The sequence below is a fragment of the Leucobacter sp. UCD-THU genome, assembly GCF_000349545.1.
Taxonomy (GTDB): domain Bacteria; phylum Actinomycetota; class Actinomycetes; order Actinomycetales; family Microbacteriaceae; genus Leucobacter; species Leucobacter muris.
Map to the genome: position 1 here is coordinate 365,208 of NZ_KB714602.1, position 25,730 is coordinate 390,937.

Genomic DNA, 25,730 nt, shown 5'->3' on the forward strand with positions numbered 1-25,730 from the left:
CCGGCTGACGCGACACGCGCGACCGCGCCGTCCTCGCGCGGCCCGGGTGCGCTGAGCCGCGATCCAACCGACACGCCCTAGGCTGGTGCCATGACCAATGCCGCCTCAGTCTCCGGTATCGACCTCTCCGAACTCGATCCTGCGGTCAGGCCGCAGGACGACCTCTTCCGCCACGTCAACGGCAAGTGGATCGAACGCACCGAGATCCCGTCCGACAAGGCGCGCTACGGCTCGTTCGCGGTGCTCGCCGAGAACGCCGAGGAAGCGGTGCGCGACATCATCACGGGCACGGAGGTTCCCGCGCCCGGACTGATCGAGGGCGGCGAGTCCCGAGAGGCCGACAAGGTGGCGGCGCTCTACGCGAGCTTCATGGACACGGAGCGGGCGGATCGCCTCGGTGCCGAGCCCGTCGCGGGCGACGTGGCGCGGGCCCGCGCCGTCTCGTCGATCCCCGAGCTGATCTCGGTGGTCGCCGAACTCGAGCGCCAGGGCGTGAGCGGCTTCTACGGCATGTTCGTCGACAACGACCCCGGCGATCCCTCCCGCTACATCGTGTTCGTGATGCAGGGCGGCCTCGGCCTGCCCGACGAGTCGTACTATCGCGAAGAGCAGTTTGCCGCGATCCGCGAGCAGTACCGCGCCCACATCGCCCGCATGCTCGACCTCGCCGGCGTGGCCGAGGCAGACGAGGCGGAGCGCCTCGCGCAGCTCGCCTACGACCTCGAGCGCCGCATCGCGGCCTCGCACTGGGACAAGGTCGCGAGCCGCGACATCCAGAAGCTCTACAACCTGCGCACCCTCGAGGGGCTGCAGCAGATCACGCCCCGCCTCGACTGGCGCCCCTACCTCGCCGACATGGGGGCGCCCGAGCAGGCGTTCGCCGAGGTCGTCGCCGCGCAGCCCGAGGCGCTCGCGGGCCTCGCCGAGCTGCTGGTCGACGAGGAGCTCGAGGCGTGGCGGGCCTGGCTGCTGTGGTCGATCGTGCGCGGATCCGCGTCCCTGCTCTCGCAGCAGATCTCGCGTGCGAACTTCGACTTCTACGGCACCGCCTTGACCGGCGCCCCCGAGCAGCGCGAGCGGTGGCGCCGCGGCGTCTCGTTCGTGGAGGGCGCGATGGGCGAGGCCGTGGGGCGCCTCTACGTCGAGCGCCACTTCGACGAGAACTCGAAGGCGGCGATGGACGAGCTGGTCGGGCACCTCATCGAGGCGTACCGCGACTCGATCCAGCGACTCGAGTGGATGGGCCCCGACACGAGGCGGCGCGCCCTCGACAAGCTCGACCGCTTCACGCCCAAGATCGGCTACCCGGTGAAGTGGCGGGACTACTCGGCGCTCGCCGTCGACTCGGGCGATCTGCTCGGCAACTCCCGCCGCGTCGCCGAGGTGGAGTTCGCCCGCGAGCTCGGCAAGGTCGGCAAGCCGATCGACCGCGACGAGTGGTTCATGACCCCGCAGACCGTCAACGCGTACTACAACCCGGGCTTCAACGAGATCGTGTTCCCGGCCGCGATCCTGCAGCCCCCGTTCTTCGACGCCTCCTGGGACGCCGCCGCGAACTTCGGCGCGATCGGGGCCGTGATCGGGCACGAGATCGGGCACGGCTTCGACGACCAGGGCTCGCGCTACGACGGTGAGGGCCGCCTCACCGATTGGTGGACGGAAGAGGATCGCGCGGCGTTCGAGCAGCTCACGAAGGCGCTCATCGGCCAGTACAACGCGCTCTCGCCCGAGGGCGCCGACGGCCGGCCGGTCAACGGCGAGCTGACCATCGGCGAGAACATCGGCGACCTGTCGGGCCTCGAGATCGCGTGGAAGGCCTACCTGCGCTCGCTCGGCGGGGATCAGCCGCCGGTCATCGACGGGCTGACCGGTGCGGAGCGCTTCTTCCTGGCGTGGGCGCAGGCCTGGCAGCAGAAGTCGCGCCCCGAGGAAACCGTGCGCCTGCTCACCATCGATCCGCACTCGCCCAACGAGTTCCGGTGCAATCAGATCGTGCGCAACCTGGCGCCGTTCCACGAGGCCTACGGCACGAAGCCGGGCGACGGCCTGTGGCTCGACCCGGCGCAGCGCGTGAGCATCTGGTAGGCCGCTGCGGCTGCGGCAGAGGGGCGTGCACCCGCGGGGTGGGCGCCCCTCTGCCGTGTTCGGCGGGCTCGACGACTCGAACGCCGCGCTCGCGCGTGACTATGCGAACGGGTACGAGGTGAGCGAGGGCATCGATCCCGCTTGGGACGCGGGAGTGATCGAACTCGACCAGCTGGCCCCGGGCCGGGGCTTCCCGGGGCCGAACTTTCCCCGGCCGGAAGCGGCCCCTCCCCGGAGGCAGGGTGAATAGAAGGGTGAAAAGGCACGCTTCCGCCGGGGAGACACCCCCGCGGCTTCCTAGCCTGTAAGCCGAGTGGGGCTCTCAGCACCTCCGCGCGTCTGTGCGCGGCGCAGGCTGGAGACGGCGGTTCTGCACCGGCGTCTGGTTCATCACGTTCCGCTCTCCTTTTCTCGGCGGAGACGCCGCCGAGCGTCTTTGTGGGGAGGCACGAGTTGTCATTGAGAATGGGGATCGGAAGATCCCGAGAAGGAACCGGGCGTCAGCGCCTGTGGAAGAAACCGCTCTCCGCGCTGGCAGCTCTCGCCATGAGCGTCGGCCTGCTGACGGTCGGCGGCACGGCGGCCCACGCGCTGCCCGCGGGCATCACCGCCGCGACCATCGTCGACAGCAACGGCAACGCGGTGGCCGACGGTGCGCAGCTCGATGAGGGCACCATGCTCACCCTCGAGGTCGACTACACCGAGCTCGCGAAGGGCCAGACGTTCGACTTCAAGCTCGGCCCGAACGCGACCATCGGCACCCCTCTGCCCGCCGGCACCGTCGGCATCGACAGCTTCGAGCTCGTCGGCGGCGACACCGTGCGGGTCACCTTCAAAGACGACGCCTCCTGGCCCGAGGGCACGATCGGAGGCGCCTTCGGTCTCACCTTCGTGCTCGACGACGTCAACGGCACGGGCCTCCGCCCCATCACCTGGACCATCGGCGGTGACGAGCAGACCCTCAACATCCGTGTGCGCGACCGCGACGAGGTGCCCCCGATCGTGATCCCGGACACCATCGACAAGGCGGTGTCTGCCGGAAACCTCAACCGTTTCGTGCAGCAGACGCAGAACGGCGACGGCGACTACGTGTTCGACGGGCTCGACCCGGCCATCGCGAACGAGAACATCACCTACACCCTCACCGTCAACGTTCCCGACGGCCAGGTCTACCCGGCCTACCCGATCGGCGATCTGCTCCCGGCAGGCATGCAGTACGTGGGTGCGAGCGGGCTCGCCGGCGCCGGCGACAGCGTCGCGACCACCGCGACGCTCACGCAGTACGCGCCCGGCGGCGTCGGCGGCGCCGCCGCAGGCGTGGTCACCAACCCGCCGTTCGCCCCCGCAGTGCAGGCCGGTGATCGCTCCTTCGCCGGCACGATCGATCTCACCGGCCCGGCCACGCTCACCGTCCAGTATCAGGCGCGCATCGTCGACGTCACCGCCTACCAGAACGAGCTCGCCGCGGCCTACGACGGCCGCACGAACCCGACCGCGCCCGGCCAGTACGGCATCAGCAAGACGAACACGGCGACCTTCGGGCCCACCTCGCGCACCGACACCGCCGAATTCTCGATCAACGGCAGCGTGCCCGGCCCCTGCCCGGGGTGCAACGGCGGCTTCGCCAAGTCCGTCGAGGGCGGCAGTTGGACCCGCGAGTTCACCACCGACGTCGGCGGCAACATTCTGCCGGAGCCGGTCGACATCTCGTACCGGCTGAACGCGGATCTGAGCACCTGGGACGGCCGCAACTCCCACTTCGAGCTGAACCGCAACGTGGTCATCACCGATACCCTCCCGGCGCAGGCGAGCTGGAAGACGGGCTCGAGCGTCATCGGCCTCGCGAGCGGCTCGACGAGCCCTGACTTCTCGGCGCTGGCGCTCTTCTCGGGCGGCGCCTGCGACGCGAACACCATCGCGAGCGACGCCAACGTCGGCCGGTACTGCCTCGACGGCCAGACCCTCCGCGTCAATGTCGGCAAGCACAAGGACACGAGCGTCGGCATTCTCGTGAACGCGCAGCTCAACCGCCTCGCCGATCCGACGTCGGGCAACGGCGCGGGGCTCATCGTGAACGGCAGCACCAATGTCGCGGGCGCCACGGCGTACCGCTTCCGCAACGCGGCCACCTTCACCTACTCCGATTCGGGCGGCGTTGAAACCCGCACGGCCGACGTGCGTCCGATCCAGCTGCCGCAGGATCGCACGAACGGGCTCAACGACTCCGACGCGTTCACCAAGGCCGGTCCGACCGGCGAGGTCTCCGCGACGCCGGATGAGCCGACCGATATCGACTACCGGTTCACGGTGAAGACGGGCAAGACGGCATCGACGGAAGGCATCGAAGCGCAGGATCTGCACCTCGTCGACCACATCGACCTCTCGGTGTTCCCGCTGACCGAGCAGACGCTCTCGGCGCCGAACGTGCTGGTCTCGGGCTCCTATGCCGGCGCCACGCTGACCGCCGACGACTTCGAGCTGAGCTTGAACCGCCTCAGCGCGAACCAGGGCGATCTCACGATCACGCTCGCGCAGAGCGGCAAGGACAAGGTCGCGGGGCAGCCCGACGGCCGCGACCTGATCGTCGATCTGACGCTGCGCACGCGGGTGCTCGAGGGCAAGGAGACCCTCGACGTCAAGAACGTCGCGACGCTCTACGGCAGCGGCAACGACCCGGCGTACTGGTCGGAGCACAACGGCTCCGCCACCTCGTGGGGCGACGAGCTCGAGGCCCGCAAGCGCGTCTGGGACTCGACGCAGTGGAGCCCGTACCTGCGCACGGCATACGAGAACGGCAAGCTGACGCAGGCGCGGTACGCCTACGAGATCGAGCTGCTCGGCCACGGCAACTACAACTCCGCGAACGCGCCGACCGTACTCGACCACCTGCCGAGCAACGTCGACTTCGTCGGCTTCATCACGAGTGACGATCCAGCCGTCTGGAGCGATCCGCAGGACAGCGACACCACCCCCGGCCCCGTGACGAAGAACGGCATCGAGGCGAGCTACGACGGTGCCACGCACACGGTAACGATCGATCAGACGTCGGGGCGCTTCCCGGTGCAGGGCCAGATCCCGTTCCGATTCCTGGTCGAGGTCAACGACGGCAGTCAGCAGGTCGTCAACTCGCTGCTGCTCCAGGGCCTGAACACACCGGTCTCGACGACCACGATCCAGGGCATCTCCACCCCGGGCGTCGACATCGAGAAGTGGAGCGACGAGGGCGAGGTCCCGCTCTACGCCCCCATCGGCGAGGCCCAGCCGGGTGCTTTGCTGAACGACGGTTTCGCCGGTGACTACGACGATCCCGCACCGTTCGCAGGCAAGCCGCTCGCGGGCGGCCAGTCCCAGCAGGTCAACTTCACGGTGTCGAACAACGGCCCCGACCGTCTGGTCGACATCTCGGTGACCGATGTGCTGACCGCTGGTGCCGGCGAGATCCAGAACCTCGTCTGCGAGTTCCCCGACGGCAGCACGGGCACCACCTGGGCCGGCCCGATGGAGCTCGCGACCCAGTTCGACTGCTCGGGCACCCTGCCCGGCCTCACGGCCGGCGAGAGCCACCGCGACACCGCGACGGTGAGCGCGCGCGGCGAGGTGAACGGCGCCACCGTCGTCGACAGCGACGTGTGGAACGCGTACGCCAAGTCGTACGCCGTCGGCGACTACACCTGGATCGACACGAACAAGAACGGCAAGCAGGATACCGATGAGCCCGCACTGCCGGGTGTGAAGGTCGAGCTGCTGAACGAGCGGAGTGAGGTCGTCGCGACGACGAAGACCGATGCGAAGGGCTTCTACAAGTTCGATCTGCTCGACGCCGGCACCTATCAGGTGAGATTCACCCTCACCGAGCAGCAGGGCGAGCGGTACCGGTTCACGAAGCCGAACGTCGGCGATGCCGCGACCGATTCCGACGCGCTCACCGGCGGCAATCCGCTCGTGGGTCTGAGCAAGAAGTTCGTGCTCGACGATTCGAATGCGGCGCTCACCCGCGACTACGCGAACGGCGTGGACGCCAGCGAGGGCATCGATCCCACCTGGGATGCCGGTGTGATCGAGCTCGATCCGGTGGCCCCGGCCTCGAGCGGATCGGCACTGTCCGTGACCGGCGCCGACATCGCGGGGCTCATCGCCGCCGGCTTGGCGCTGCTCGCGCTGGGCGGTTCGGTGCTGGTGATCCGCCGCCGCAGGGCGACCGCCTAGCGGTCACCGAGTCCGCGGATCGCGGGGGCCGCCCCGAGGGAGACCTCGGGGCGGCCCCTTCTGCTCTCCCGCTCGCCCGACCGCGTGTGCGACGATGGCTGTACCGAGCCGCCGTCTCGCGCTGGAGCGAGGCGGGAAGAGCGCGGCCGTGAACTGGAGGAGATCGGGTGAGCACTGCATTCGGACTGGACATCGGCGGCACAGGGATCAAGGGCGGCATCGTCGACCTCGCGTCCGGCGAGCTGGTGAGCGAGCGGGTGCGCCTCGACACCCCGCAGCCGGCGACCGTCTCGGCCGTGCTCGACACCGCGGCCGCGGTGGTGACCGAGATCGGCTGGCGGGGACCGGTCGGATGCGCCTTCCCGGGTGTCGTCAAGAACGGGGTCGTCGGCTCGTCTGCGAACATCGACGACGAGTGGCTCGGGGAGCACCTCGAGCAGCACCTCGCCGAGCGCCTCGGCGCCCCGGTTCGATCTCTCAACGACGCCGACGCGGCGGGCCTCGCCGAGATGCGCCTGGGGGCGGGGCTCGGGCACGACGGCGTCGTGATGATGCTGACGCTGGGCACGGGGATCGGATCCGCGCTCTTCATCGACGGCCGCCTCGTGCCCAACACCGAGCTCGGTCATCTTGAGATCGACGGGGCCAACGCCGAATCGCGAGCCTCGGCCGCGGCGCGCAAGCGCGAGGGCCTGAGCTTCGATGAGTGGGGGGTGCGGCTGCAGCGGTACTTCTCGCACGTGGAGCAGCTGTTCTCGCCCGACCTGTTCATCGTCGGGGGCGGGATCAGCCGCAGAGCCGACGAGTTCCTGCACCTCATCTCGGTGCGCGCCCCCGTCGTTCCTGCGCGACTGCGTCAGAACTCGGGCATCGTGGGCGCGGCGCTGCACAGCGTGGAGTAGGAGAGCCGGGCCGGGCCGGCGTCGCTCGCCGCCGGCCCACCGGCTACTCGGCGGCGCCCTGGCCCGTGTAGAAGCCGTACGTGGCGTCGGCACCGCGCGCCGCGGTCTCGGGGTCCGCTCCGGCGGCGACGTGGGCGGCGCCCCACCCGTCGGCGGCGGCGCGGTAGAAGGCGCGCCCCTCGGGCGTGAACGCCCAGGCCTCGGCCTCGGCGGGCGACAGCGAGCCCTGCTGCGCGCCGAGGTGCAGCGCGAGGCCGCGCAGGCCGCCGTCCCAGCCGACGCCTGTGGCGCCGGGGCCGAAGGTGTCCCACATCTCAGCCGGCACGTCGGCGATCTTCGCGACGTGCTCGAGCTCGAAGCGCGTGCGCTCGGGGCCCTGCTCGGCGAGGCGCACGGTGACCCACGAGACGCCCCCGCCGAACTCCCACGTCACGCGGTACTCGGCGCGGCCGTCGGACGGAGGCGCGCACTCGAGCACCTCGCCGCCGGCGTTGCCCTCGAGCTGGTAGCGCCCGCCGAGGCGCAGATCGCCCGAGATGGGCAGGAACCAGCGCGCGATGCGCTCGGCGCTGGTGGCGGCCTCCCATACGTCATCGATGGCTGCGGGGTATTCCTGCGCGAGAGCCTGCACGCGCGCGGGTTCGCCGTCGATCTGCGCGTCGCGCAGGCTGCGGCTGACCGCATCGATCTGCGAGTGTACGTCGACCATGATCATTCCTCACTCTGGTGGTGGCCGGAATCGGCGGGGCGGGCGCCCGCGCCGGTGGTGCTGGGAGCGTCGGCGGGGGTCGCGCATCCGTCGCTCGTGCGGCGTTCCTCGGCGAGCCGACGCTGCCGCTTGCCGCGGGCGAGTTCGGTGCCGAGCGCGGCGAAGGGGCCGCGCCAGAATCGCTCGAAGGGGGTGAGCCACGCGCTCGCCTGCTGCAGGCCCCGCGGGTCGACGGCGTAGAGGCGCCGGGTGCCCTCGGGGCGAACGGAGGCGAAGCCGTGCTCTCGCAGCACGCGCAGGTGCTGGGAGACGGCCGGCTGGCTGATCCCGAACTCCTCGGAGATCACCGCGGCGATGTCGCCCGCGCTCTCTTCGCCGTCGGCGATGAGTTCGAGGATCCGTCGCCGAACAGGATCTCCGAGAATGTCGAGCGCGTGCATGGCCCCATCATTCACCCGGCGCTTATATAAGTCAAGGGTGAAATTAAGGAGCAGCCCGGCGGTGTGAAGCGGCGTCGCGGTGGCACCGAGGTGTTCGCGACGTATCGGGCCGGAGCCCGCTGGGCAAGACCGCCTCAGGCATGCGAGAGGCAGGCCGCCCCGGCATGCTGCTCGCACGCGACGAAGCGTGCGCGGCAGCTCGGGTCGGTGCAGTTGGCGAGCCTGCTCGACGCGGAACCGCACACCGAGCAGCGCCCGAGCACCGCCGCTCCCGGGGCGAACTCCACCGCCTCGCGCCCGTCGAACACCGCGAGCGATCCCTCCCACAGCCCGTTGTTGCCGAAGGCCTCGCCGTAGCGCACGATGCCGCCGTCGATCTGGTAGACCTCCTCGAAGCCCCGTTCGCGCATGGCGGCCGAGAGGATCTCGCAGCGAACGCCGCCCGTGCAGTAGGTCACGACCGGGCGGCCCTTGATGCCGTCGTACACGCCGCTCTCGATCTGCTCGATAAAGTCGTGCGTGGTCGCGACGTCGGGCACCACGGCGCCCTTGAACCGCCCGATCTCGGCCTCCCACGCGTTGCGGCCGTCGAAGAACACCACGTCGTCGCCGCGCCGCTCGACCAGTTCGTTCACCTCACTCGGCGAGAGGTGCGCACCGCCGCCGACCACGCCGCTCTCGTCGACGCGCAGCTCGTCGGGGATGCCGAACGCGACCAGCTCGTCGCGCACCTTGACGCTCAGCTTCGGAAAGTCGACGATGCGCCGCCACGGCGCCGGTCGTGTCTTGCCGGTCAACGCGGTCGCGTCGGCTCCGCTCCCGTGAGACGGTGCGGGCACCGCCGCGCCGGCCTCGCCGGCGGAGAGCGGTTCGACGAAGCCGGTGCCCGCGCTCCACTTCGGCTCCAGCCCGGCGAACGGGCCGTACTCGCGCGTGCGCCGCAGATAGCGCTTGCAGGCGTCGAGCTCGCCGCCGACGGTGCCGTTGATGCCGTGCTTCGAGATGATGATCCGGCCCCGCAGCCCGAGCGATTCGCACAGCTCGCGCTGCCAGAGGCGCACCGCCTCGGGGTCGGTCACGGGCGCGAAGACGTAGTACAGCAGGATCTTAGGCTCGCTCACCCGTCCATGCTACGCGGGCGCACGCGCGCTGCGCGCGGTCCGCATTTATGATGAGACCATGTCAGCCGGCGACCAGTCTCCGAACCCGCAGCCCGACCACGCTCGTATGCACTCGGTCTCAGACGAGACCCGAGGCATCGTCGATCTGGTGCTCGAGTATTCCCGCCGCCGCATACTGGCGACCGACACCCCGCTCGACCACGCGTCGTCGCCGAAGGAGCTCCGGCGTCTCGCCGGCCCGACGATCAGCGAGGAGGGGCTGGGCAGCCGCCGAGCGCTCTCGGTCTTCGAGCACATTCTCGCTCCGGCATGCATCACCACCGACCATCCGCAGTATCTCTCGTTCATCCCGTCGGCGCCCTCGAAGGCCGCGATCGCCTTCGACCTGGTGGTCTCGGCGAGCGCCCTCTACGGCGGCTCGTGGATGGAGGGCGCGGGAGCCGTCTACGCCGAGAACGAGGTACTGGCTTGGCTCGCCTCCGAGTTCGGGCTGCCCGAGGGCGCCGGCGGCGTCTTCGTGCAGGGCGGCACGATCGGCAACCTCTCGGCGCTCGTCGCGGCCCGCGACCGGGCCCGCGCGCTGCGCGAGCGGGCCGGGCTCGTGTCGCGCCCCGAGGGCGGATGGGCGGTGGTCTGCAGCGCGGAGGCGCACTCGTCGATCAAGTCGGCGGCGCGGGTGATGGACGTCGACGTCGTGCCGGTGCTCGCTGACGATGACGGCGTGCTGCGGGCGGCCGCGGTTCGCGAGGCGCTCGAGCAGCACGGCGATCGGGTCTTCGCAGCGGTGGCGACCGGCGGGTCGACGAACTTCGGCGTGGTCGACGATATCGCCGGCATCGCGGCCCTGAAGCACGACTTCGACTTCTGGCTGCACATCGACGGCGCCTACGGGCTGACCGCCATGCTCTCCCCCCTGGGGCGCCCGCACTTCGGGGGCGTGGAGCGCGCCGACTCGGTGATCGTCGACCCGCACAAGTGGCTGTTCGCGCCCTACGACGTGTGCGCGCTCATCTACCGCGATCCCGAGCTCGGCCGACAGGCGCACACCCAGCACGCCGAGTATCTCGACGTGCTCACCGAGCGGGCCGCGTACGATCCCTCCGACTACTCGATCCAGCTCACGCGGCGGCCGCGGGGCCTGCCGCTCTGGTTCTCGCTCGCGACGTACGGCGCCGCCGCCTACCGCGAGGCCGTCACCCACTCGATCGCGCTCGCGCGGCGGATCGCCGATGAGATCGAACGCCGGCCGGGGCTGCGGCTCGTGCGCCGGCCGCAGCTGTCGGTGGTGGTGTTCGAGCGCGACGGCTGGGAGCGCGCCGACTACGACCGCTGGTCGGATCGCCTGCTCGACGAGCAGCGCGCCTTCGTCGTGCCGAGCTCGCACGCGGGCCGTCCCAATACGCGCTTCGCGATCGTGAACCCGCTCACCGCCTTCGAGCAGCTCACCGAGATCCTCGACACGATGGAGTAGCGTGCGACCCGCGGAGGCGGGCGGGAGTGCGCCGGTCGCAGGGGTGGCAGTTCGCTTGACCTTGACGTAACGTCAACCTCTAGCGTGTGTTTCGAGCCGGGAGGGTCCCGGCCGAACACCCCGGAGGAACGCGTGGAGCACTCGATCCAGCAGATCGCCCGTGCGGCCGGCACGACCTCGCGCACCCTGCGTCACTACGACCGCATCGGGCTCGTGCGACCGAGCCGCGTCGGCGTCAACGGCTATCGGTACTACGACGACCGCGCGCTCGTGCGGCTGCAGCGGGTGCTGCTGCTGCGCGAGCTCGGCCTCGGGCTCGAGGCCATCGGCGAGGTGCTCAGGGCGCAGGACGCGCAGGCGCGCGGCGGGGAGCCTCCCGCCGTCGCCGAGGCCCGCATCCTGGGTGCGCACCTCGAACTGCTGAGGCGAGAGCGGGCGCGGGTCGACGCGCAGATCGGCTCGGTCGAGCGCACGATCGCGGCGCTCGACCGAGCGGGCCGAGCGGCTCCGGGCGAGGATCATGCAGAGGAGAATCTCATGTCGGAGAACATGTTCGACGGTTTCGACCACACCCGCTATCGCGAGGAGGTCGAGCGTCGCTGGGGCGCTGACGCGTACGCGAGGAGCGATCGCTGGTGGCGTGGTCTCGGCGAGCAGGGGCGGGCCGAGTGGCGCGCCCGCATGGAGCGGCTGGGTCGCGACTGGATCGCGGCGGCCGGAAGCGGCGCGGATCCCGAGTCGGCCGAGGGGCAGGATCTCGCACGGCGCCACGTCGAGTGGCTGCGGGGCGTGCCCGGCACCCCGGCCTCCGAGGCCGGCGGCGACCTCGCGGGCTACGTGCTCGGCCTCGCCGAGATGTACGCGGCCGACGACCGTTTCGCCGCGAACTACGGCGGCGCCGAGGGAGCGCGCTTCGTGCGCGACGCCCTGCGCGTCTACGTGGAGCGCGAACTGCGAGGGTAGTCCGCCGCTAGGGCGCGTTGGCCGCGGTCGCCCGCGAATCCTCTTCGACGCGCGCGTCTTCGGCGGCGCGCGCGTCGTCGATGCGCTGCTGCTGCGCGGGCGTGCGCACGAGCGGCGGCACGACCTCGTGCTGGTCGTTGACGATCACCACGTCGTGGTCGACGTGGTCGACCATCGCGTGCACGGCGTCGATGAAGTCGCGGCGGCGGATCGCGTCGAGCACCCGGGCGTGGTCGCGCTCCATCTCGGTGCCGGTGGCAACGTTCGCGAGGCGCCCGCGGTGCTCGGGGGTGCGCAGCTGGTCGTTGATGCCGGCGTAGAGCGAGGCGAGCAGTCGGTTCTTCGCCGAGTCGAAGACGAGGCGGTGGAACTTGCTGTCGAACGCCGAGTTGTCGGATCCGGCGGCGAGTCCGAGCACGGGGCAGCGGGTGCAGCCCACCTCTTCGGCGGCGGCCTGCTCGAGGGCGGCGACGTCTTCGTCGGTGCGGTGCAGCGCGGCCTGCTGCGCGGCCTCGATCTCGAGCGCGCGGCGGTAGCTGAGGATCTCCTCGAGCGTGAAGTCGTTGAGGAACTCGTTGAGCAGCGTGCTGGTGGGCGCCGAGGAGCGCACGAAGGTGCCGCGGCCGGGCAGCGTCTCGAGCATGCCCATGCTGGCGAGCGAGCGCACCGCCTCGCGCACGGTGGAGCGGCCGACGCCGGTCTGCTCGGAGAGCTCGGGCTCGATCGGGATGCGGCTGCCGACCGGCCACTCGCCGGTCGTGATCTTGCGGCGCAGGTAGGCGAGTGTGGCACGGGCTCGTTCAGAACCTGTGGTGCTTGCCATGCTTCGCCTCGCTTCGCTGCTGTGGGTGTTCCGGGTCCCGGCCCAGTATATCCGCGGGGCGCGAGTACGGGCTGCGCGGCGGCCGGATCCGCTCTAGGCTGACTGCAGGGGCCCGGTTCGCCGGTCGCCGCGGAACGCACGCGGTGTCGCGCTGGGCGCACCGGGCAGCACTGAGCACCGAGGAAGGCTGAAGCGATGACGCAGAGGAATCCGAGTCGAGGCGCGATCGATCCATACGCCGGCATGCGGGAGGTGCCGGGTTTCGCGCTCACGAGCACCGACATCCAAGACGGCGAGCCGCTGCCGGCCGAGCAGTACGCCGAGCCGGCGGGCGGTTCGAACCTCTCGCCGCAGCTGAGCTGGTCGGGGTTCCCCGCCGAGACGAAGAGCTTCGCGGTGACCTGCTTCGACCCCGACGCCCCCACCGGGTCGGGTTTCTGGCACTGGTCGGTGGCGAACATCCCCGCGTCGGTGACGGAGCTGGCGGCGGGCGCGGGCTCGCTCGGCAGCGCGCTGCTGCCCGAGGGTGCGCTCACGATGCCGAACGAGAAGCGGGAGCCGGCGTTCACGGGCGCCGCTCCGCCCGAGGGCACGGGGGCGCACCACTACTGGTTCGTGGTGCACGCGCTCGACGTCGAGCGCATCGACGTCGACCCGCAGGCCACGCCGGCGGTGATGGGCTTCACGATGCGCGACGCGGTGATCGCCCGCGCGGTGATCGTCGCCACCGGGGAGTACGGCCAGGCCGCATAGCGCGCGCCGCGGGTCGCACTCTTGGCAATACCGGTGTCGATCTGCGACACTGGCACCGTCGGCTGCGACGCCGACGGCTTCGATTTCACAACGGATCGTCCGGCACGTACCTGCCGGTGAAACGAGAGGACAACTCAATGGCGAGAGTCGTGTACGACGACGTGACCCTGCAGTACCCGGGCACTGAGCGCCCCGCGGTCACGAATCTGAATCTGGACATCCAGGACGGCGAGTTCCTGGTGCTCGTCGGCCCGTCGGGCTGCGGCAAGTCGACCGCGCTGCGCATGCTGGCCGGCCTCGAAGAGGTGACGGAGGGGCGCATCCTCATCGACGAGCAGGATGTGACGCAGGTCTCGCCGAAGGATCGCGACATCGCGATGGTGTTCCAGAACTACGCGCTGTACCCGCACATGTCGGTGGCCGAGAACATGGGCTTCGCGCTGAAGATCGCGGGTGTGCCCAAGGAGGAGCGGCGCAAGCGGGTCGAGGAGGTGGCTCAGCAGCTCGATCTGACGGAGTACCTCGATCGCAAGCCGAAGGCGCTCTCGGGCGGTCAGCGGCAGCGGGTGGCGATGGGCCGCGCGATCGTGCGCGCCCCCAAGGTCTTCCTGATGGACGAGCCGCTCTCGAACCTCGACGCGAAGCTGCGCGTGCAGACGCGATCGCGCATCGCGACGCTGCAGCGCCGGCTCGGCGTGACGACGGTGTACGTGACGCACGATCAGACCGAGGCGCTGACGATGGGGGATCGCATCGCAGTGATGAAGCTCGGCGTGCTGCAGCAGGTGGGCTCGCCGCGCGAGCTGCTCGATCACCCGGTCAACACGTTCGTGGCGGGCTTCATCGGCAGTCCGGCGATGAATCTGTTCACCGCCGATGTCGACGAGCGCGGCCTGGTGCTGGGCGGCGCGGTGCTGCCCCTGGCCGATGCGGTGCGCGCGCAGATCGGCGATCGTCGGGTGACGGTGGGCGTGCGCCCCGAGGATCTGGTGGTCGGCGGGCCCGACGAGCCGGGCATCGCGGTGAAGACCACGCTGATCGAGGAGTTGGGGGCCGACGGCTACCTGTTCGGCGACGCCGAGATCGCGGGGGAGCGGGTGACGCTCGTCGTGCGCGTCGACGGCCGGGATCACGCGCAGCCGGGCGACATGATCACGGTGGCGCCTCACCCGGACCGCGTGCACCTCTTCGACTTCGAGAGCGGCGAGCGCATCGGCACGTTGCAGGCGCGCCACCTGGTGCCGTAGCGCTGGGCCGGGCCTCCGGTCCGGGCGGCTTCTGGTCTGGCCGAGATGACACGTGTGGCCCCTTACCCGTAGGGAGAAGGGGCCACACGTGTCATCTCGGCGGGTCGACCGGGGCGCGGCGCCTACTGCGGGGCGGGCCGGTCGAAGTGCGGCGCGTACTGCTCGGCGAGCCAGCTCGGGACCGGCCGGTCTCGCTGCTGGAAGCCGCCGAGGTGCAGGCAGGTGCGGGTGGCGGATCGGGTCGCCGCGGCGAGGGCGGCGGGGACCCCGGCGCCGTCGAGATGCGCGGCGACGAATGCGGCGATGAAGCTGTCGCCGGCGCCGCAGGTATCGACCGGCACGATGGGGTCGGCCGCGGCGGTGAAGAGGCGGCCGGCTTGCAGAGCGAGGCTGCCGTCGGCGCCGCGCATCACGACGCCGATGCGCGCTCCCGCCTCGACGAGGGCGGCCGCCGTCTCCGCCGCCTCGGCGGTCTCGCCGTCGCACGAGGTGACGGCGATCTCGACTCCGGCGAGGGACCCCTGGTCGCCGTTGGGGCGGCCGAGCAGGTCGACGCTGACGCGCCGACCCGCGGCGACGAGCCGCTGCGGGATGGCGGCCTCGGGCGAGGTGCCGGTGACGTGGCACCAGGCCGCGCCCGCGGTCGTCTCCTCGACGCGGGCGGGGTTCCAGAGCGGTCCGACGCCCAGATCCTCGTGCAGGAAGTCGCGCTCGCGGTCCCGCAGCCGGATCAGCGTGACCCCCGTGGCGCCCGCGAGCGTCTCGATCCCCTCCGGCGGCAGCCCGGCCGCGGCCGCGGCGCGGCGCACGATCCCGGCGGCGGCGTCGGTGCCGACGGCCCCGAGGTACCGCGCGGGGCGGCCCATTGCGCGCCACTGCGCGGCGACGTTGAGCGCGCTTCCGCCCACGGCGAGCCTGCCCTGCTCGACGTAGACGTCGAGGCAGTTGTCGCCGAGGGCGAAGAGTTCGGGTGCGCCGGTCATGGTGCTGCTCAGAAGTCGCCCTTCTTGTAGTAGCGGCGGATGGTGAGGTCGTGGTCTCGCGCGCGTTCGAGGTGGGTGCTCAGGCGCTCGAGCACGGCGGCGAAGAGCACGGGCGAGACGAGCGCGCGAACGCGGGGGGAGATGCCGGCCAGCTCGAAGTCGGCGGCGTCGAGCACGCGCAGCCTGCGGGTGACGGTCTGCGCGAAGCGTTCGACGCGGTCGGTGAGAGGGCGCTGCTCGTCTTCGCCCTTGAACAGGAACACGCTCGTATCCTCCTCCAGCAGCTCGAGCGTGCCGTGGAAGAAGTCGGAGGCGTGCACGGGGCGCGTCCAGATCCACTGCATCTCCTCGAGGATGCACATGCCATAGTAGGCGGCCTCGTACCAGGAGCCGCCCGCCGAGACCATGACGTGGTGCTGCTCGTCTTTGATCTCGTCGGCGAGGGCGGCGGCGCGGGGCTCGAACTGCCGCTTCGCGGCGACGAGCTGTTCGGGCAGCGCCTGCAGCTGCGCGACCACTTCGTGGTAGTCGTCGATCTCGCCGCGCTGGTGCATGACGGCGAGGGCCAGCAGCAGCGACTGCAGGTAGAAGTTCTCGCTCGAGGTGGGGTCGGCGCACTCGTTCGCGAAGTTGACGTCGGCGAGCCGGGCGATGGGGGTGTCGGGCTTCGCGGTGAGGCTCAGGATCGTCGCGCCCTGCTGCTTCGCGAACTCGATGGCGGCGATGGCCTCCTTGGTGGTGCCCGAGACCGAGGGGAAGACGGCGATCGAGCCGGGGCCGAGGTGCACGCTGCCGGTGCCGACGATCTCGGCGCTCATCTCGATGTGCGCGGGGAAGGTGGAGCGGGTCTGCAGCAGGCGGGCGGCGGGCAGCATCAGGAAGTTCACTCCGCCGGCCCCCATGAAGAAGATGTTCGTCGCGCCGTCGTCGAGCAGGTGCGCGACGGCCTCGCGGATCGGCTCTGCCAGTGCGACGGCGCCCTGCTGCACCGAGCGGTAGTGGGTGGGGTCGAAGTTCAGCATCGTTGCTCCTGTCCGTCATTGGATAGTGTTGTCAGACAACAATATCACTTGTCCGGCCAAGTTGATCGGGCGGGGAAGATGCTAGGGTCGCCGGTATGGGTGCTGAGCCGTTACGACTGCAGGGAGACGCGCGATGACGACCGCCTCTGCCGCCTCTGCCGCCTCCCGTGAGCCGGGGCGCGCCGTGGACCGCGTGTACGGCCGCGTGCTGCAGCTGGTGCAGCAGCTCGGGCTGCGCACGGGCGACCGTTTGCACACGGAGGCCGAGTTGTCAGACCTCTTCGGGGTCTCTCGATCCACCGTGCGCGAGGCCTTACGCAAGCTCGAGCAGGAGGGAGTGCTCGTCGCCGTGCAGGGGCAGGGCCGCTTCATCTCGGCGGCGGCCTCGCTCAGCCCGGAGCGCCCCATGACCAAGTACGAGAGCATCACCGAGATGCTGACGGCGCGGGGCTACGCCGTCGCCAGTGCGGTGCTCGACGTCACCGAGGGCAGCGCGACCGAGGCCGAGGCCGAGGCGCTGGAGCTCGACGCGGGCGATCCCGTGATCCGCCTGCTCAGGATCCGCTTCGGCGACGAGCGACCCCTCGTGGTGAGCGAGAACACCATTCCCCGCGAACTGCTGCCCGGCCCCATCGAGTACCGCGACTGGAGCGGCTCGCTCACTGCGGCGCTCGCCGCGCACGGGCAGCACGTGCGCTCGTCGCTCGCCGCGATATCGGCGGTCGAACTGCCCGAGGCGTGGGGCGAGCGGCACGGGCTGCAGGGGCTCGGCCCCTGGCTGCTGGTGACGGAGGTGGGTCTCACGAAGGACGGCAGGCGGGTGCTCTACGCGCGCGACTACCACCGCGGCGACGAGATCTCCTTCAGCGTGCTGCGCCAGCGCTGACCCCCGTCAGCGCGGCGGGGCGACCGAGGCGCGCTGGATGAGCCGCGCGGGGAGTTCGAGCTGCGTCGGCGCCTCCTCGCCGTCGCCGTCCCCGTCGATGCGGCCCAGCAGCAACTCGGCCGCGCGCCGCCCGAGATCGAGCATCGGCTGCTCCACCATCGTGAGCGGCGGCTCCATCACGGCCGCCCACGAGCTGTCGTCGAAGCCGATCACCGAGGCCTGGGACGGGATCGCGACCCCGCTGTCGCGCAGTGCGTGCAGGGTGCCGGTGAGCGCATCGGTCTCGGTGCAGAAGAACGCGGTGGGCGGATCCGCGAGCGCGAGCATGCGCATCACCTCGTCGTAGGTGTGCGCCTCGGTCTTCTCGCCCACGGCGACCAGGTCCGGATCGAGGGGCAGCCCCGAGTCGTCGAGCGCGTCGAGGTATCCCATGAGGCGTTCGCCGTCGCTCCAGAGGTTGCGCGCGGCGGCGTCGACCAGGTCGCGGCGGAAGCTCGGCCGCGCCGGGGTGGGCGGCCCCCACACGAAGCCGATGCGCGCGTGGCCGGCCGCGATCAGCTCGCCGGTGGCGGTGCGCGCCGCGGTGCGGTTGTCGATGACTACGGCGTCGAGCTCGATCCCCGGGATCAGACGGTCGAGCAGCACGAGCGGGATGCCCCGTTCGCGCGCCAGCTGCAGGTGCGCGGTCGAGGCGGGGTCGCAGGCCGCCGACGAGAGGATGATGCCGTCGACCCGCTTGTCGACCAGCACGTTCATCGCGGCGATCTCGTCTTCGAGGTGCTCGTAGGTGCTGATCACGAGGGCGTCGAAGCCGCGGGCGCTCGCGATCTCCGAGACGCCGCGCACCACACCGCCGAAGAACGGGTTCGAGATGTCGGCGACGACCACTCCGATGGTGTGACTGACTCCGGTGGAGACGCTGCGCGCCAGCTGATTGGCCCGGTAGCCGAGCGCCTCGGCCGAGGCGAGCACGCGCTCGCGCATCTCGTCGCTGACGTAGCCGTAGCCCCCGAGCGTTCTCGCTGCGGTGGCGCGGCCGACGCCGGCGGCGGCCGCGACCTCGGAGATCGTGGGGGAGGACGATCGAGTTCTGCCCAATGCTTCCTCCTCGGTGGAGACTCCAGTCTAGGGCGTGTGTTCAGCGGCCGCGGGAGCCGTCGGTGCCCCCGCCGCGGTCGCGGGATCCGGAGCCGACGCGGTGGGGGTGCCCTCGGCCGCGCCCGCGATCTGCGAGGCCGCCCGCGAGGTCGACGAGGCGCGTTCGGCGTCGAGCGGCATCGCGCGGCCGCGCGCGAACGCGGCCTCGACGAGGCACTGGTCGCGCGAGGCCTCTGCGCCCGCTCGCAGTGCCGCGCGCAGATCCTCGGCGCTCGGGCGCCGATCCCGAGACCAGCCGAGGCTCAGCAGGCGCACCACGAAGCCGGCGAGGAAGGCGTCGCCGCAGCCCATGGTGTCGACCATGGCGGAGGGATCGTCGAGCAGCAGCGCGCTTCCCGCGATCCGATGTTCGGTGTCGGCGACCACGGCTCCGTCGGTGCCGCGGGTGGCGAGCGCGAGGCCCGCGCCGTGCGCGAGGAGGGCGTCGAGCAGCGCGTGCGTCGCGCCCTCGTCCTGCTCGGAGCATGAGATGAGCGCGAGGTCGATGTGCGGTGCCACCCGGGCGAGATAGTCGTCCGTGCGGAACTCGGGCTCGGACGAGAAGTCGAAGCTGACGAGCGCGCCGAGCTGCGCCAGCCGGGGCAGCTCGGGCAGGATGCCGGAGTACACGCTGGTGTGCACCAGGTCGAAGCCCGCGGCGTAGTCGAGCCGGCCGCCGTCGAGGTCGATCGGTTCGCGCACGGTCACGCCCCCGCCGTTCCAGCCGAGGAACGTGCGATCGCCGTCGACGACGTGCAGTCGCGAGACCCCCGACTCGCCCGTGCGCACCACGGCCTGCCGCAGGTCGACTCCCTCGGCTTCGACGGCCCGTCTCAGGAAGTCGCCCTCGTCGTCGTCACCGAAGACTCCGAGGTAACCCGCCTCGGCGCCGAGGCGGCGGGCGTAGACGGCCACGTTGACGGCGTTGCCGCCGGGGTAGTCGATGCCGCGGTCCACGAAGCGGTCGATGATGTTGTCACCCAGGCCGAGAATCTTCACGGGGTCTCCTCTCCGTCGCGTGCCGGTGCGTCGCGGTCCCGCGGCCGGTGATGGGGGAGCGGGGGCGGATCGGCCGATCCGCCCCCGCTCCGATCTGCGCTGGCCAGATCAGTAGTCCATCACGCGGTAGTAGCGGCGCAGGTCGAGCGAGTGATCCCGCACGCGTTCGAGATGCTTGCTCACGCGGCCCATCACGGCGTCGAGCACGATGGGGGCGATGAGCCCCCGGTTCTCGGGGCTGAAGCCCTTGAGCTCGTAGTTGCGGGTGTCGAAGACGGTGACGTTCTTCGAGATGCGCTTTGCGAACGTCTCGGCGCGGTCGGTGAGCGGCCGCGTCTCGTCCTCGCCCTGGAAAACGATCACGGAGGTGTCCTCCTCGAGCAGTTCGAGCGAGCCGTGGAAGAACTCCGCGGAGTTGACGCGCGTGGTGCGCAGCCACTGCATCTCCTCGAGGATGCACATCGAGTAGAGGTAGGTGAAGCCCCAGAGCGGCCCGCCGCCGATGAGGAAGTGGTAGTCGGTGTCCTTGTGCGCCTCGGCGAAGGCCGACGCCTGCGGTTCTGCGGCCTTCGCCGCGTCGATGACGGCGTCGGCGAGGCCCGCCAGCTCGTCGGCGAGCGACTCGTAGCCCGGGAACTCGCCGCGCACGTTCATGATGCGGCCGACGAGCAGCAGCAGCTGCGGGTCGAACGGCCAGGTCTTGGGCGCCGAGGTGAGCGTGTGATCGACCTTCTGGGCGATGGGCGATTCCGGCACGCCGGTGAAGGAGACGGTGGTGGCCCCCTTCGACTTCACGTAGTCGATGGCGAGCAGCACGTCCTCGGTGGTGCCCGAGACCGACATGAAGACGGCGAGCGTGCTCTCGCCGAGCCAGGCGTCGCCCGACTCGATGAGCTCGCGCGAGATGACCGCGCGAATGGGGAGCTTCGAGAAGCGCCGGGCGAGGTACTCGTAGGGCCACGCCTGGGCGTAGGTGCCTCCCGAGCCGACGAGCAGCACGTTGTCGATCCCGCGGTCGAGCAGCTGATCCACCAGCTCCTCGATCTGCGGGCGCAGTGCGACCGCGCTGGTGAGTTGTTCGCGAACCTGGGCTTCGTTGAAACCGAGCATCTGTGATCCTTTCGTGCCGAGACCCTGCCCGATCTGGTACCGGTATCAGGTCTGAACATCGTGGCACAGCCGATCGGGCCCGTCAACACCGAAACCCTGCAGGGCGACCGGTCGCTCGCTGACCAGCGCTCGCGACTCAGTGCTTGTTTGGTAACGAGTCGAGGCTCATTCCGAAATTGCCCTTGCGCGAAGGGCCCGCATGGGTCACAATTCAATGCAAGTTGGTGGTACCGGTATCAGAGTCAGCGGTGCACGGGCCGCCTGCTCGACGCCACATTCACGACCCATCGGGCGGTCGCGCGGAAGCGGCGCTCTCAACGAGGAGGGGCATACACATGCAACGGAAGAAGACCACGCTGGCGGCGATGGCGGTCGGCGCCGCGCTCATGCTGAGCGGCTGCGCAGGAGGCGGCGGCAACGACGCCGTGGCCGACGTCACCGCCGAACCCGAGTTCTCGGGCAAGCTCAGCATCCTCACGAAGTTCGCCGGCGAACCGCTCGGCCCGTACTTCGAAGACCTCGCCGCCGCCTACCAGGAGCAGCACCCGGACGTCGAGTTCGAGCTCATCCAGGAGACCGATCAGTCGGTGAAGGACAAGACGAAGACCCTCACCGCCTCGGGCGCGCTGCCCGACATCTACTTCACCTGGACCGGCACCTGGGCCCAGAACTTCGTCGAGGGCGGGCTCGCGGCCGACCTCAGCGAGGTGATCGCGCCCGGCACCGAATGGGGCGACAGCTTCGGCGAGGCCTCACTCGACGCCTTCAAGTACGACGACAAGTACTTCGGCATCCCGCTCTACAACAACGGCAAGTTCATGGGCTACAACACCGACGCCTTCGAGAAGGCCGGCATCGAGGTGCCCACCACCTTCGAGCAGCTCATCGACAGCTGCGGCCCGCTGCGCGACGCCGGCTACGAGCCGATCGCGTTCGGCAACAAGGACGGCTGGCCGGGGCTGCACTACCTGCAGCAGCTCTTCGCCTACAACGTGCCGAGCGACACGCTGAACGCCGACTTCGACCCCGAGACCGCGAAGTGGGACGACCCCGGCTACGCGAAGTCGCTCGAGGAGTTCAAGGAGCTGGTGAACGAGTGCACCGACTCGGGCACCGGCACCAACGGCGTGCTCTACACGACCGCGCAGGAGGCCCTCTCCGGCGGCCGCGCGGCCATGTACTACCAGGAGATCCTCGAGTTCGACCAGCTCACCTCGGGCGACATCCTCACTCCCGAGAACTTCGGCATCTTCAAGCTGCCCGTGCCCGAGGGCGCGAAGGGCGACCCCGACGCGGTCGAGGGCTCGCCCGAGGGCTACCTCATCAACGCCAAGTCGCCCCGCGCGGCTCTCGCGGTCGACTTCATGAAGTTCGTCACCGATCCCGAGAACGCGAAGACGCTCTCGTCGCCGCCCTACGGGCAGCCGAGCACCGTCATCGGCGCCGTCACCGAGGAGACCTCGAGCGCGGCGGTCTTCGACGGCATCGGCCAGGTCAACGACGCCTCCCAGCTGGTCGTCTGGCTCGACACGGTCACGGTGCCCGAGGTCGCCGACGCCTGGCTCGCCGGCGGCGAGGCGCTCATCAGCGGCGACTCGTCGCCCGAGGACATCCTCGCGAGCGTGCAGAAGGCGAACGAAATGGCCCGCTGACCCGTCTGTGCTGCGGGGTCGGGGCACCGGCTCCGCAGCACGACGTCGATGCAGTACCGAGGGAAGCAACATGCACTCACGCCTCTCCAAGGCGGGCGGTCTCCTCTGGCTCGCCCCGGCGATCCTGATCCTCATCGGGTTCGTCTACGTCCCGCTCATCCAGAACTTCGGCTTCGCGGCCTCCGAGTGGGACATCTACTCGGGCACGAACGAGTTCGTCGGCACGAGGAACTTCGAGCTGCTGCTCGACGACCCGATCTTCTGGCGCTCGCTCGGCAACAACCTGCTCTACGCGCTGGTGTCGATCGTGTTCCAGGTGGGCGCGGCGCTCGTCATCGCTGCTCTCGTCGAGAGCGTGCGCAACCGCCGCACCCGCAACGCGCTGCGCACCATCTACTTCATCCCGTCGGCCATCTCGATCACCGTCTCGGGCCTGCTGTTCTACTTCATCTACGAGCCGAACATCGGCATGCTCAACAGCTTCCTCGACTCAGTCGGGTTGCACGCGCTCGCGCAGCCCTGGCTCGGGCAGGAGAGCACGGCGATGCTGGGCATCATCGCGATGAGCCAGTGGCAGGGCTTCGGCTACTCGGCGCTGCTGTTCACCGTGGCGATCCAGCGCATCCCCTCCGAGCTCTACGAGGCCGCGCAGCTCGACGGCATCGGCGGCGTGCGACGGTTCTTCACAATCACCGTCCCGCTCGTGCGCGAGATGTCCGGTCTCATGATGATCGTCACCATCTCGGGTGCGTTCCAGGTCTTCAACGAGGTCATGGTGATGACCACGGGCGGCCCCAACAACTCCACGCAGGTGCTCGGCACCTGGCTGTACCGCAACGGCTTCGTGCGCAACGACTTCGGCTACGCGGCGGCGATCGCCGTGGTCATCTTCGTGCTGTCGCTCGGGATCGGCCTGCTGCAGCTGTGGTACACGAAGAAGCGGAGGGTAGAGGTATGAGCACTGAAACCGCGGTGCTGCTGGCGGTGCGCCCCGAGCGGTCGCGCATCGGCAAGCTGGGATTCCTGGGGATCATCGGGCGCATCTTCGTGTGGTCGCTGCTCATCGGCCTCGTCGTGATCGTGCTCTATCCGCTGCTGTGGATGGTGTTCAACGGCTTCAAGACGAACGCGCAGCTCTTCGGCAACCCGTTCGCGCTGCCGCAGCAGTGGAGCTGGGAGAACTACGTCAAGGCGTGGAACCGGGGCGTGAGCAACTACCTGATGACGAGCGTGCTCGTGACCATCACCTCGACCATCACCACGGTCTTCGTGAGCGCCTGGGCCGCCTACGGACTCACCCGCGTGAAGATCCCCTTCAACGCGCTCTGGACCGGCGTGATCCTCGGCGGCCTCATGCTCGCTCCGACCGTGGCGCTCGTGCCCCTGGTGAAGATGTTCCAGGCGATGGGCCTCTACAACACGTTCTGGGCGCTCATGATCCTCTACACCGCGTTCCGCATCCCGTTCACCACCTTCCTCATCCGCTCCTACATGGTCGACCTGCCGAGCGAGGTCGACGAGGCGGCGCAGATCGACGGCGCGAGCCGGTGGACCACGTTCTGGCGCATCGTGCTGCCCATGTGCCGGCCGATCCTCGTTTCCACCGTGCTGCTGCACGTGCTCTTCGCGTGGAACGAGTACCTGTTCGCCATGGTGTTCACGAGCGGAACGGGCGTGCAGCCGCTGCCGGTCGGTCTCACGAGCCTCATGAGCAAGCACGGCACCGACTACCCGGTGGTCTTCGCGGGCATGGTGATCGCCGCGGTGCCGGTGATCGTGCTGTTCCTCGCCTGCCAGCGGTACTTCGTCAAGGGCCTCGCCGACGGCGTGGGCAAGTAGGGGGCGCGGGTGTCTCTCTCGCTCGCGCAGGTCAGCGGATCCAACTTCTCGTATCAGCACAGGCCCCTCGCCCAGTGCTTCGACGACCTCGCCGCCCTCGGGCGCACCGCGGTCGAGCTGTGGGGGATCGCCCCCCAGCTGCACGTGCCGTGGCTCGGCGACGCCGAGGCGCGCGCCGTGCGCCGCGAGGCCGCCGAGCGCGGGCTCGAGGTGGTCTGCTTCACGCCCGAGCAGGTGATGTACCCCGTGAACATCGCCTCGCCCGACACTCGGCTGCGGGCCGAGAGCGTCGCCTGCTTCAGGCGCGCGGCCGAGCTCGCCGTGGAGCTCGGCGCGCCGAAGCTCTTTCTCACGCCCGGCCGCGGCTTCGAGGGCGAGCCCGTCGGGGCGGCCTGGCGGCGCTCGGTCGACGCGCTGGGGGAGATCGCGGCGTATGCGGCCAGGCTCGGCCTCGAGTGCCTGCTCGAACCGCTGCAGCGCGTGGAGTCGAACCTCGTGAACTCGGCCGCCGATGCCGCGCGCGCCCTCGCCGACGTGGGCGCCGCCAACCTGGGGGTGGCCCTCGACACGGTCGCGATGGCCGTCGCGGGCGACGACGTCGACGCCTACTTCGCGCTGCTGGGCGGGCGCGTGCGGCACGTGCACCTCATCGACGGGGCGCCGGCGGGCCACCTCGCGTGGGGCGAGGGGGAGCTGCCGCTCGCCGAGATCCTCGCGGCGCTCGACCGGCACGGCTACGAGGGCTGGATGACGGTCGAGCTGTTCGGCGACGGCGGGTACGCGCTCGACCCGCGGGCCCCGCTCGAGCGCTCGCTCGCGGCCGTGGAGCGCGCGCTGGCGGGCGGCGTCTAACCCACGGCCGCCTGCACGAGGGGCAGCGTGCGCCCCTCGAAGTGGGTGCCGAGGGCGAGCCGCGATGAGACGCGGGCGACACCCGGCGTGTGGGAGATCAGGTCGAGCACGCGCTGCAGATCCTGCGTGGAGCGCGCGACCACCGAGGTGGTCATGTCGGTGTCGCCCGTCGCCGTGTGCAGATCGAGCAGTTCCGGGATCCTCGCCAGCCCCTCGGCCACCTTCTGGTGGCCCACCGACTGGTGGATGAGCAGCGAGCAGAACGCGCGGATCGGGTAGCCGAGGGCGGCGGGGTCGATGTGCGGCGCCATCGACGAGATCACGCCCGAGCGGCGCAGGCGGTCGAGGCGGCCCTGGGCCGTGGCGCGGGCCACACCGAGCCTGCGGGCGCACTCCACGACCGAGATGCCGGCCTCTTCGCTGATCAGCGTGATGAGTCGCGCGTCGAGCCGGTCGATGCTCATACATCCTCCTTGATGTGGGCAATCTGTATAGCTGGATCGTAGCGCAGCTATACGTGATGAACATAT

22 protein-coding genes are annotated in these 25,730 nt (G+C 70.2%); 12 read left to right on the forward strand and 10 right to left on the reverse strand.

The window, feature by feature from the left end; genetic code table 11:
* The first annotated feature begins 90 nt into the window (after window positions 1–90).
* The 3 genes from H490_RS24930 to ppgK all read left to right on the forward strand — a co-directional run bounded on the left by H490_RS24930 (window position 91) and on the right by ppgK (window position 7,193).
* The gene (locus H490_RS24930) at window positions 91–2,085 is read left to right on the forward strand and encodes a M13 family metallopeptidase (protein ID WP_017884203.1); all 1,995 of its coding nucleotides are present in this window, start codon (window positions 91–93) and stop codon (window positions 2,083–2,085) included.
* A gap of 546 nt (window positions 2,086–2,631) precedes the next feature.
* Window positions 2,632–6,291, forward strand: a complete 3,660-nt coding sequence (locus H490_RS24940; protein ID WP_017884205.1) for an SdrD B-like domain-containing protein — start codon at window positions 2,632–2,634, stop codon at window positions 6,289–6,291.
* A 167-nt stretch (window positions 6,292–6,458) separates the two neighbouring features.
* Window positions 6,459–7,193 (forward strand): polyphosphate--glucose phosphotransferase, encoded by a 735-nt coding sequence (gene ppgK / locus H490_RS24945; RefSeq protein ID WP_017884206.1) that lies wholly within the window; start codon window positions 6,459–6,461, stop codon window positions 7,191–7,193.
* Window positions 7,194–7,236: 43 nt separating this feature from the next.
* Here ppgK and H490_RS24950 read toward each other — a convergent pair whose 3' ends face one another.
* The 3 genes from H490_RS24950 to H490_RS24960 form a co-directional block, all read right to left on the reverse strand.
* Entirely contained in the window at window positions 7,237–7,902 is a 666-nt protein-coding gene (locus H490_RS24950) for an SRPBCC domain-containing protein (protein WP_031290061.1), read from the reverse strand.
* A 2-nt stretch (window positions 7,903–7,904) separates the two neighbouring features.
* The gene (locus tag H490_RS24955; protein ID WP_017884208.1) at window positions 7,905–8,342 is read right to left on the reverse strand and encodes an ArsR/SmtB family transcription factor; all 438 of its coding nucleotides are present in this window, start codon (window positions 8,340–8,342) and stop codon (window positions 7,905–7,907) included.
* Window positions 8,343–8,476: 134 nt separating this feature from the next.
* Window positions 8,477–9,463 (reverse strand): tRNA uridine(34) hydroxylase, encoded by a 987-nt coding sequence (locus H490_RS24960; RefSeq protein WP_017884209.1) that lies wholly within the window; start codon window positions 9,461–9,463, stop codon window positions 8,477–8,479.
* Between the two features lie 58 nt (window positions 9,464–9,521).
* Here H490_RS24960 and H490_RS24965 point away from each other — a divergent pair, with 58 nt between their 5' ends.
* The gene (locus H490_RS24965) at window positions 9,522–10,934 is read left to right on the forward strand and encodes a pyridoxal phosphate-dependent decarboxylase family protein (RefSeq protein WP_017884210.1); all 1,413 of its coding nucleotides are present in this window, start codon (window positions 9,522–9,524) and stop codon (window positions 10,932–10,934) included.
* A 132-nt stretch (window positions 10,935–11,066) separates the two neighbouring features.
* A complete protein-coding gene (locus H490_RS24970) occupies window positions 11,067–11,897 on the forward strand; it encodes a MerR family transcriptional regulator (RefSeq protein ID WP_017884211.1) in 831 nt (276 codons plus the stop codon).
* Window positions 11,898–11,904: 7 nt separating this feature from the next.
* On the opposite strand, the gene H490_RS24975 is transcribed toward H490_RS24970, so the two are convergent.
* Window positions 11,905–12,720: a FadR/GntR family transcriptional regulator gene (locus tag H490_RS24975; protein WP_017884212.1), complete on the reverse strand. Its 816-nt coding sequence runs from the start codon at window positions 12,718–12,720 to the stop codon at window positions 11,905–11,907.
* A 195-nt stretch (window positions 12,721–12,915) separates the two neighbouring features.
* Here H490_RS24975 and H490_RS24980 point away from each other — a divergent pair, with 195 nt between their 5' ends.
* Both H490_RS24980 and H490_RS24985 read left to right on the forward strand, forming a co-directional pair.
* Complete coding sequence (locus H490_RS24980; protein ID WP_017884213.1) at window positions 12,916–13,473, forward strand: YbhB/YbcL family Raf kinase inhibitor-like protein; 558 nt, start codon at window positions 12,916–12,918, stop codon at window positions 13,471–13,473.
* Window positions 13,474–13,610: 137 nt separating this feature from the next.
* On the forward strand, window positions 13,611–14,720 hold the full coding sequence (locus tag H490_RS24985; RefSeq protein WP_017884214.1) for an ABC transporter ATP-binding protein: 1,110 nt from the start codon (window positions 13,611–13,613) through the stop codon (window positions 14,718–14,720).
* A 122-nt stretch (window positions 14,721–14,842) separates the two neighbouring features.
* Here H490_RS24985 and H490_RS24990 read toward each other — a convergent pair whose 3' ends face one another.
* Window positions 14,843–15,703, reverse strand: a complete 861-nt coding sequence (locus H490_RS24990; RefSeq protein ID WP_017884215.1) for a PfkB family carbohydrate kinase — start codon at window positions 15,701–15,703, stop codon at window positions 14,843–14,845.
* Between the two features lie 8 nt (window positions 15,704–15,711).
* Window positions 15,712–16,725 (reverse strand): SIS domain-containing protein, encoded by a 1,014-nt coding sequence (locus tag H490_RS24995; RefSeq protein WP_017884216.1) that lies wholly within the window; start codon window positions 16,723–16,725, stop codon window positions 15,712–15,714.
* A 133-nt stretch (window positions 16,726–16,858) separates the two neighbouring features.
* Between H490_RS24995 and H490_RS25000 the strand changes: the two genes are divergently transcribed.
* Window positions 16,859–17,611: a GntR family transcriptional regulator gene (locus H490_RS25000; protein ID WP_017884217.1), complete on the forward strand. Its 753-nt coding sequence runs from the start codon at window positions 16,859–16,861 to the stop codon at window positions 17,609–17,611.
* A 6-nt stretch (window positions 17,612–17,617) separates the two neighbouring features.
* Here H490_RS25000 and H490_RS25005 read toward each other — a convergent pair whose 3' ends face one another.
* The 3 genes from H490_RS25005 to H490_RS25015 form a co-directional block, all read right to left on the reverse strand.
* Window positions 17,618–18,709, reverse strand: coding sequence for a LacI family DNA-binding transcriptional regulator (locus H490_RS25005; protein WP_017884218.1), 1,092 nt, complete (start codon window positions 18,707–18,709; stop codon window positions 17,618–17,620).
* A 27-nt stretch (window positions 18,710–18,736) separates the two neighbouring features.
* The gene (locus tag H490_RS25010) at window positions 18,737–19,747 is read right to left on the reverse strand and encodes a PfkB family carbohydrate kinase (RefSeq protein WP_017884219.1); all 1,011 of its coding nucleotides are present in this window, start codon (window positions 19,745–19,747) and stop codon (window positions 18,737–18,739) included.
* Window positions 19,748–19,855: 108 nt separating this feature from the next.
* Window positions 19,856–20,857: an SIS domain-containing protein gene (locus tag H490_RS25015; RefSeq protein ID WP_017884220.1), complete on the reverse strand. Its 1,002-nt coding sequence runs from the start codon at window positions 20,855–20,857 to the stop codon at window positions 19,856–19,858.
* A gap of 335 nt (window positions 20,858–21,192) precedes the next feature.
* Between H490_RS25015 and H490_RS25020 the strand changes: the two genes are divergently transcribed.
* The 4 genes from H490_RS25020 to H490_RS25035 all read left to right on the forward strand — a co-directional run bounded on the left by H490_RS25020 (window position 21,193) and on the right by H490_RS25035 (window position 25,200).
* A complete protein-coding gene (locus H490_RS25020) occupies window positions 21,193–22,509 on the forward strand; it encodes an ABC transporter substrate-binding protein (protein WP_017884221.1) in 1,317 nt (438 codons plus the stop codon).
* Window positions 22,510–22,579: 70 nt separating this feature from the next.
* On the forward strand, window positions 22,580–23,467 hold the full coding sequence (locus tag H490_RS25025) for a carbohydrate ABC transporter permease (protein WP_017884222.1): 888 nt from the start codon (window positions 22,580–22,582) through the stop codon (window positions 23,465–23,467).
* Entirely contained in the window at window positions 23,464–24,348 is an 885-nt protein-coding gene (locus H490_RS25030; RefSeq protein ID WP_017884223.1) for a carbohydrate ABC transporter permease, read from the forward strand. Before H490_RS25025 ends, H490_RS25030 begins: the two co-directional genes overlap by 4 nt.
* Before the next feature lie 9 nt (window positions 24,349–24,357).
* A complete protein-coding gene (locus H490_RS25035) occupies window positions 24,358–25,200 on the forward strand; it encodes a sugar phosphate isomerase/epimerase family protein (RefSeq protein ID WP_017884224.1) in 843 nt (280 codons plus the stop codon).
* On the opposite strand, the gene H490_RS25040 is transcribed toward H490_RS25035, so the two are convergent.
* Window positions 25,197–25,664: an Lrp/AsnC family transcriptional regulator gene (locus tag H490_RS25040; protein WP_017884225.1), complete on the reverse strand. Its 468-nt coding sequence runs from the start codon at window positions 25,662–25,664 to the stop codon at window positions 25,197–25,199. The genes H490_RS25035 and H490_RS25040 overlap by 4 nt on opposite strands.
* Window positions 25,665–25,730: the final 66 nt, after the last annotated feature.

Excerpts from the sequence above, each read along its gene's own strand:
- H490_RS25000 (WP_017884217.1), top strand. The coding sequence starts at position 16,859 with ATGACGACCGCCTCTGCCGCCTCTGCCGCCTCCCGTGAGCCGGGGCGC.
- H490_RS24950 (WP_031290061.1), bottom strand. The coding sequence starts at position 7,902 with ATGGTCGACGTACACTCGCAGATCGATGCGGTCAGCCGCAGCCTGCGC.
- H490_RS24990 (WP_017884215.1), bottom strand. The coding sequence starts at position 15,703 with ATGACCGGCGCACCCGAACTCTTCGCCCTCGGCGACAACTGCCTCGAC.
- H490_RS24965 (WP_017884210.1), top strand. The coding sequence starts at position 9,522 with ATGTCAGCCGGCGACCAGTCTCCGAACCCGCAGCCCGACCACGCTCGT.
- H490_RS25030 (WP_017884223.1), top strand. The coding sequence starts at position 23,464 with ATGAGCACTGAAACCGCGGTGCTGCTGGCGGTGCGCCCCGAGCGGTCG.
- H490_RS24955 (WP_017884208.1), bottom strand. The coding sequence starts at position 8,342 with ATGCACGCGCTCGACATTCTCGGAGATCCTGTTCGGCGACGGATCCTC.
- H490_RS24995 (WP_017884216.1), bottom strand. The coding sequence starts at position 16,725 with ATGCTGAACTTCGACCCCACCCACTACCGCTCGGTGCAGCAGGGCGCC.
- H490_RS24975 (WP_017884212.1), bottom strand. The coding sequence starts at position 12,720 with ATGGCAAGCACCACAGGTTCTGAACGAGCCCGTGCCACACTCGCCTAC.
- H490_RS25015 (WP_017884220.1), bottom strand. The coding sequence starts at position 20,857 with ATGCTCGGTTTCAACGAAGCCCAGGTTCGCGAACAACTCACCAGCGCG.
- H490_RS24980 (WP_017884213.1), top strand. The coding sequence starts at position 12,916 with ATGACGCAGAGGAATCCGAGTCGAGGCGCGATCGATCCATACGCCGGC.
- H490_RS25025 (WP_017884222.1), top strand. The coding sequence starts at position 22,580 with ATGCACTCACGCCTCTCCAAGGCGGGCGGTCTCCTCTGGCTCGCCCCG.
- H490_RS25020 (WP_017884221.1), top strand. The coding sequence starts at position 21,193 with ATGCAACGGAAGAAGACCACGCTGGCGGCGATGGCGGTCGGCGCCGCG.
- H490_RS24940 (WP_017884205.1), top strand. The coding sequence starts at position 2,632 with ATGAGCGTCGGCCTGCTGACGGTCGGCGGCACGGCGGCCCACGCGCTG.
- H490_RS25040 (WP_017884225.1), bottom strand. The coding sequence starts at position 25,664 with ATGAGCATCGACCGGCTCGACGCGCGACTCATCACGCTGATCAGCGAA.
- H490_RS24930 (WP_017884203.1), top strand. The coding sequence starts at position 91 with ATGACCAATGCCGCCTCAGTCTCCGGTATCGACCTCTCCGAACTCGAT.
- H490_RS24985 (WP_017884214.1), top strand. The coding sequence starts at position 13,611 with ATGGCGAGAGTCGTGTACGACGACGTGACCCTGCAGTACCCGGGCACT.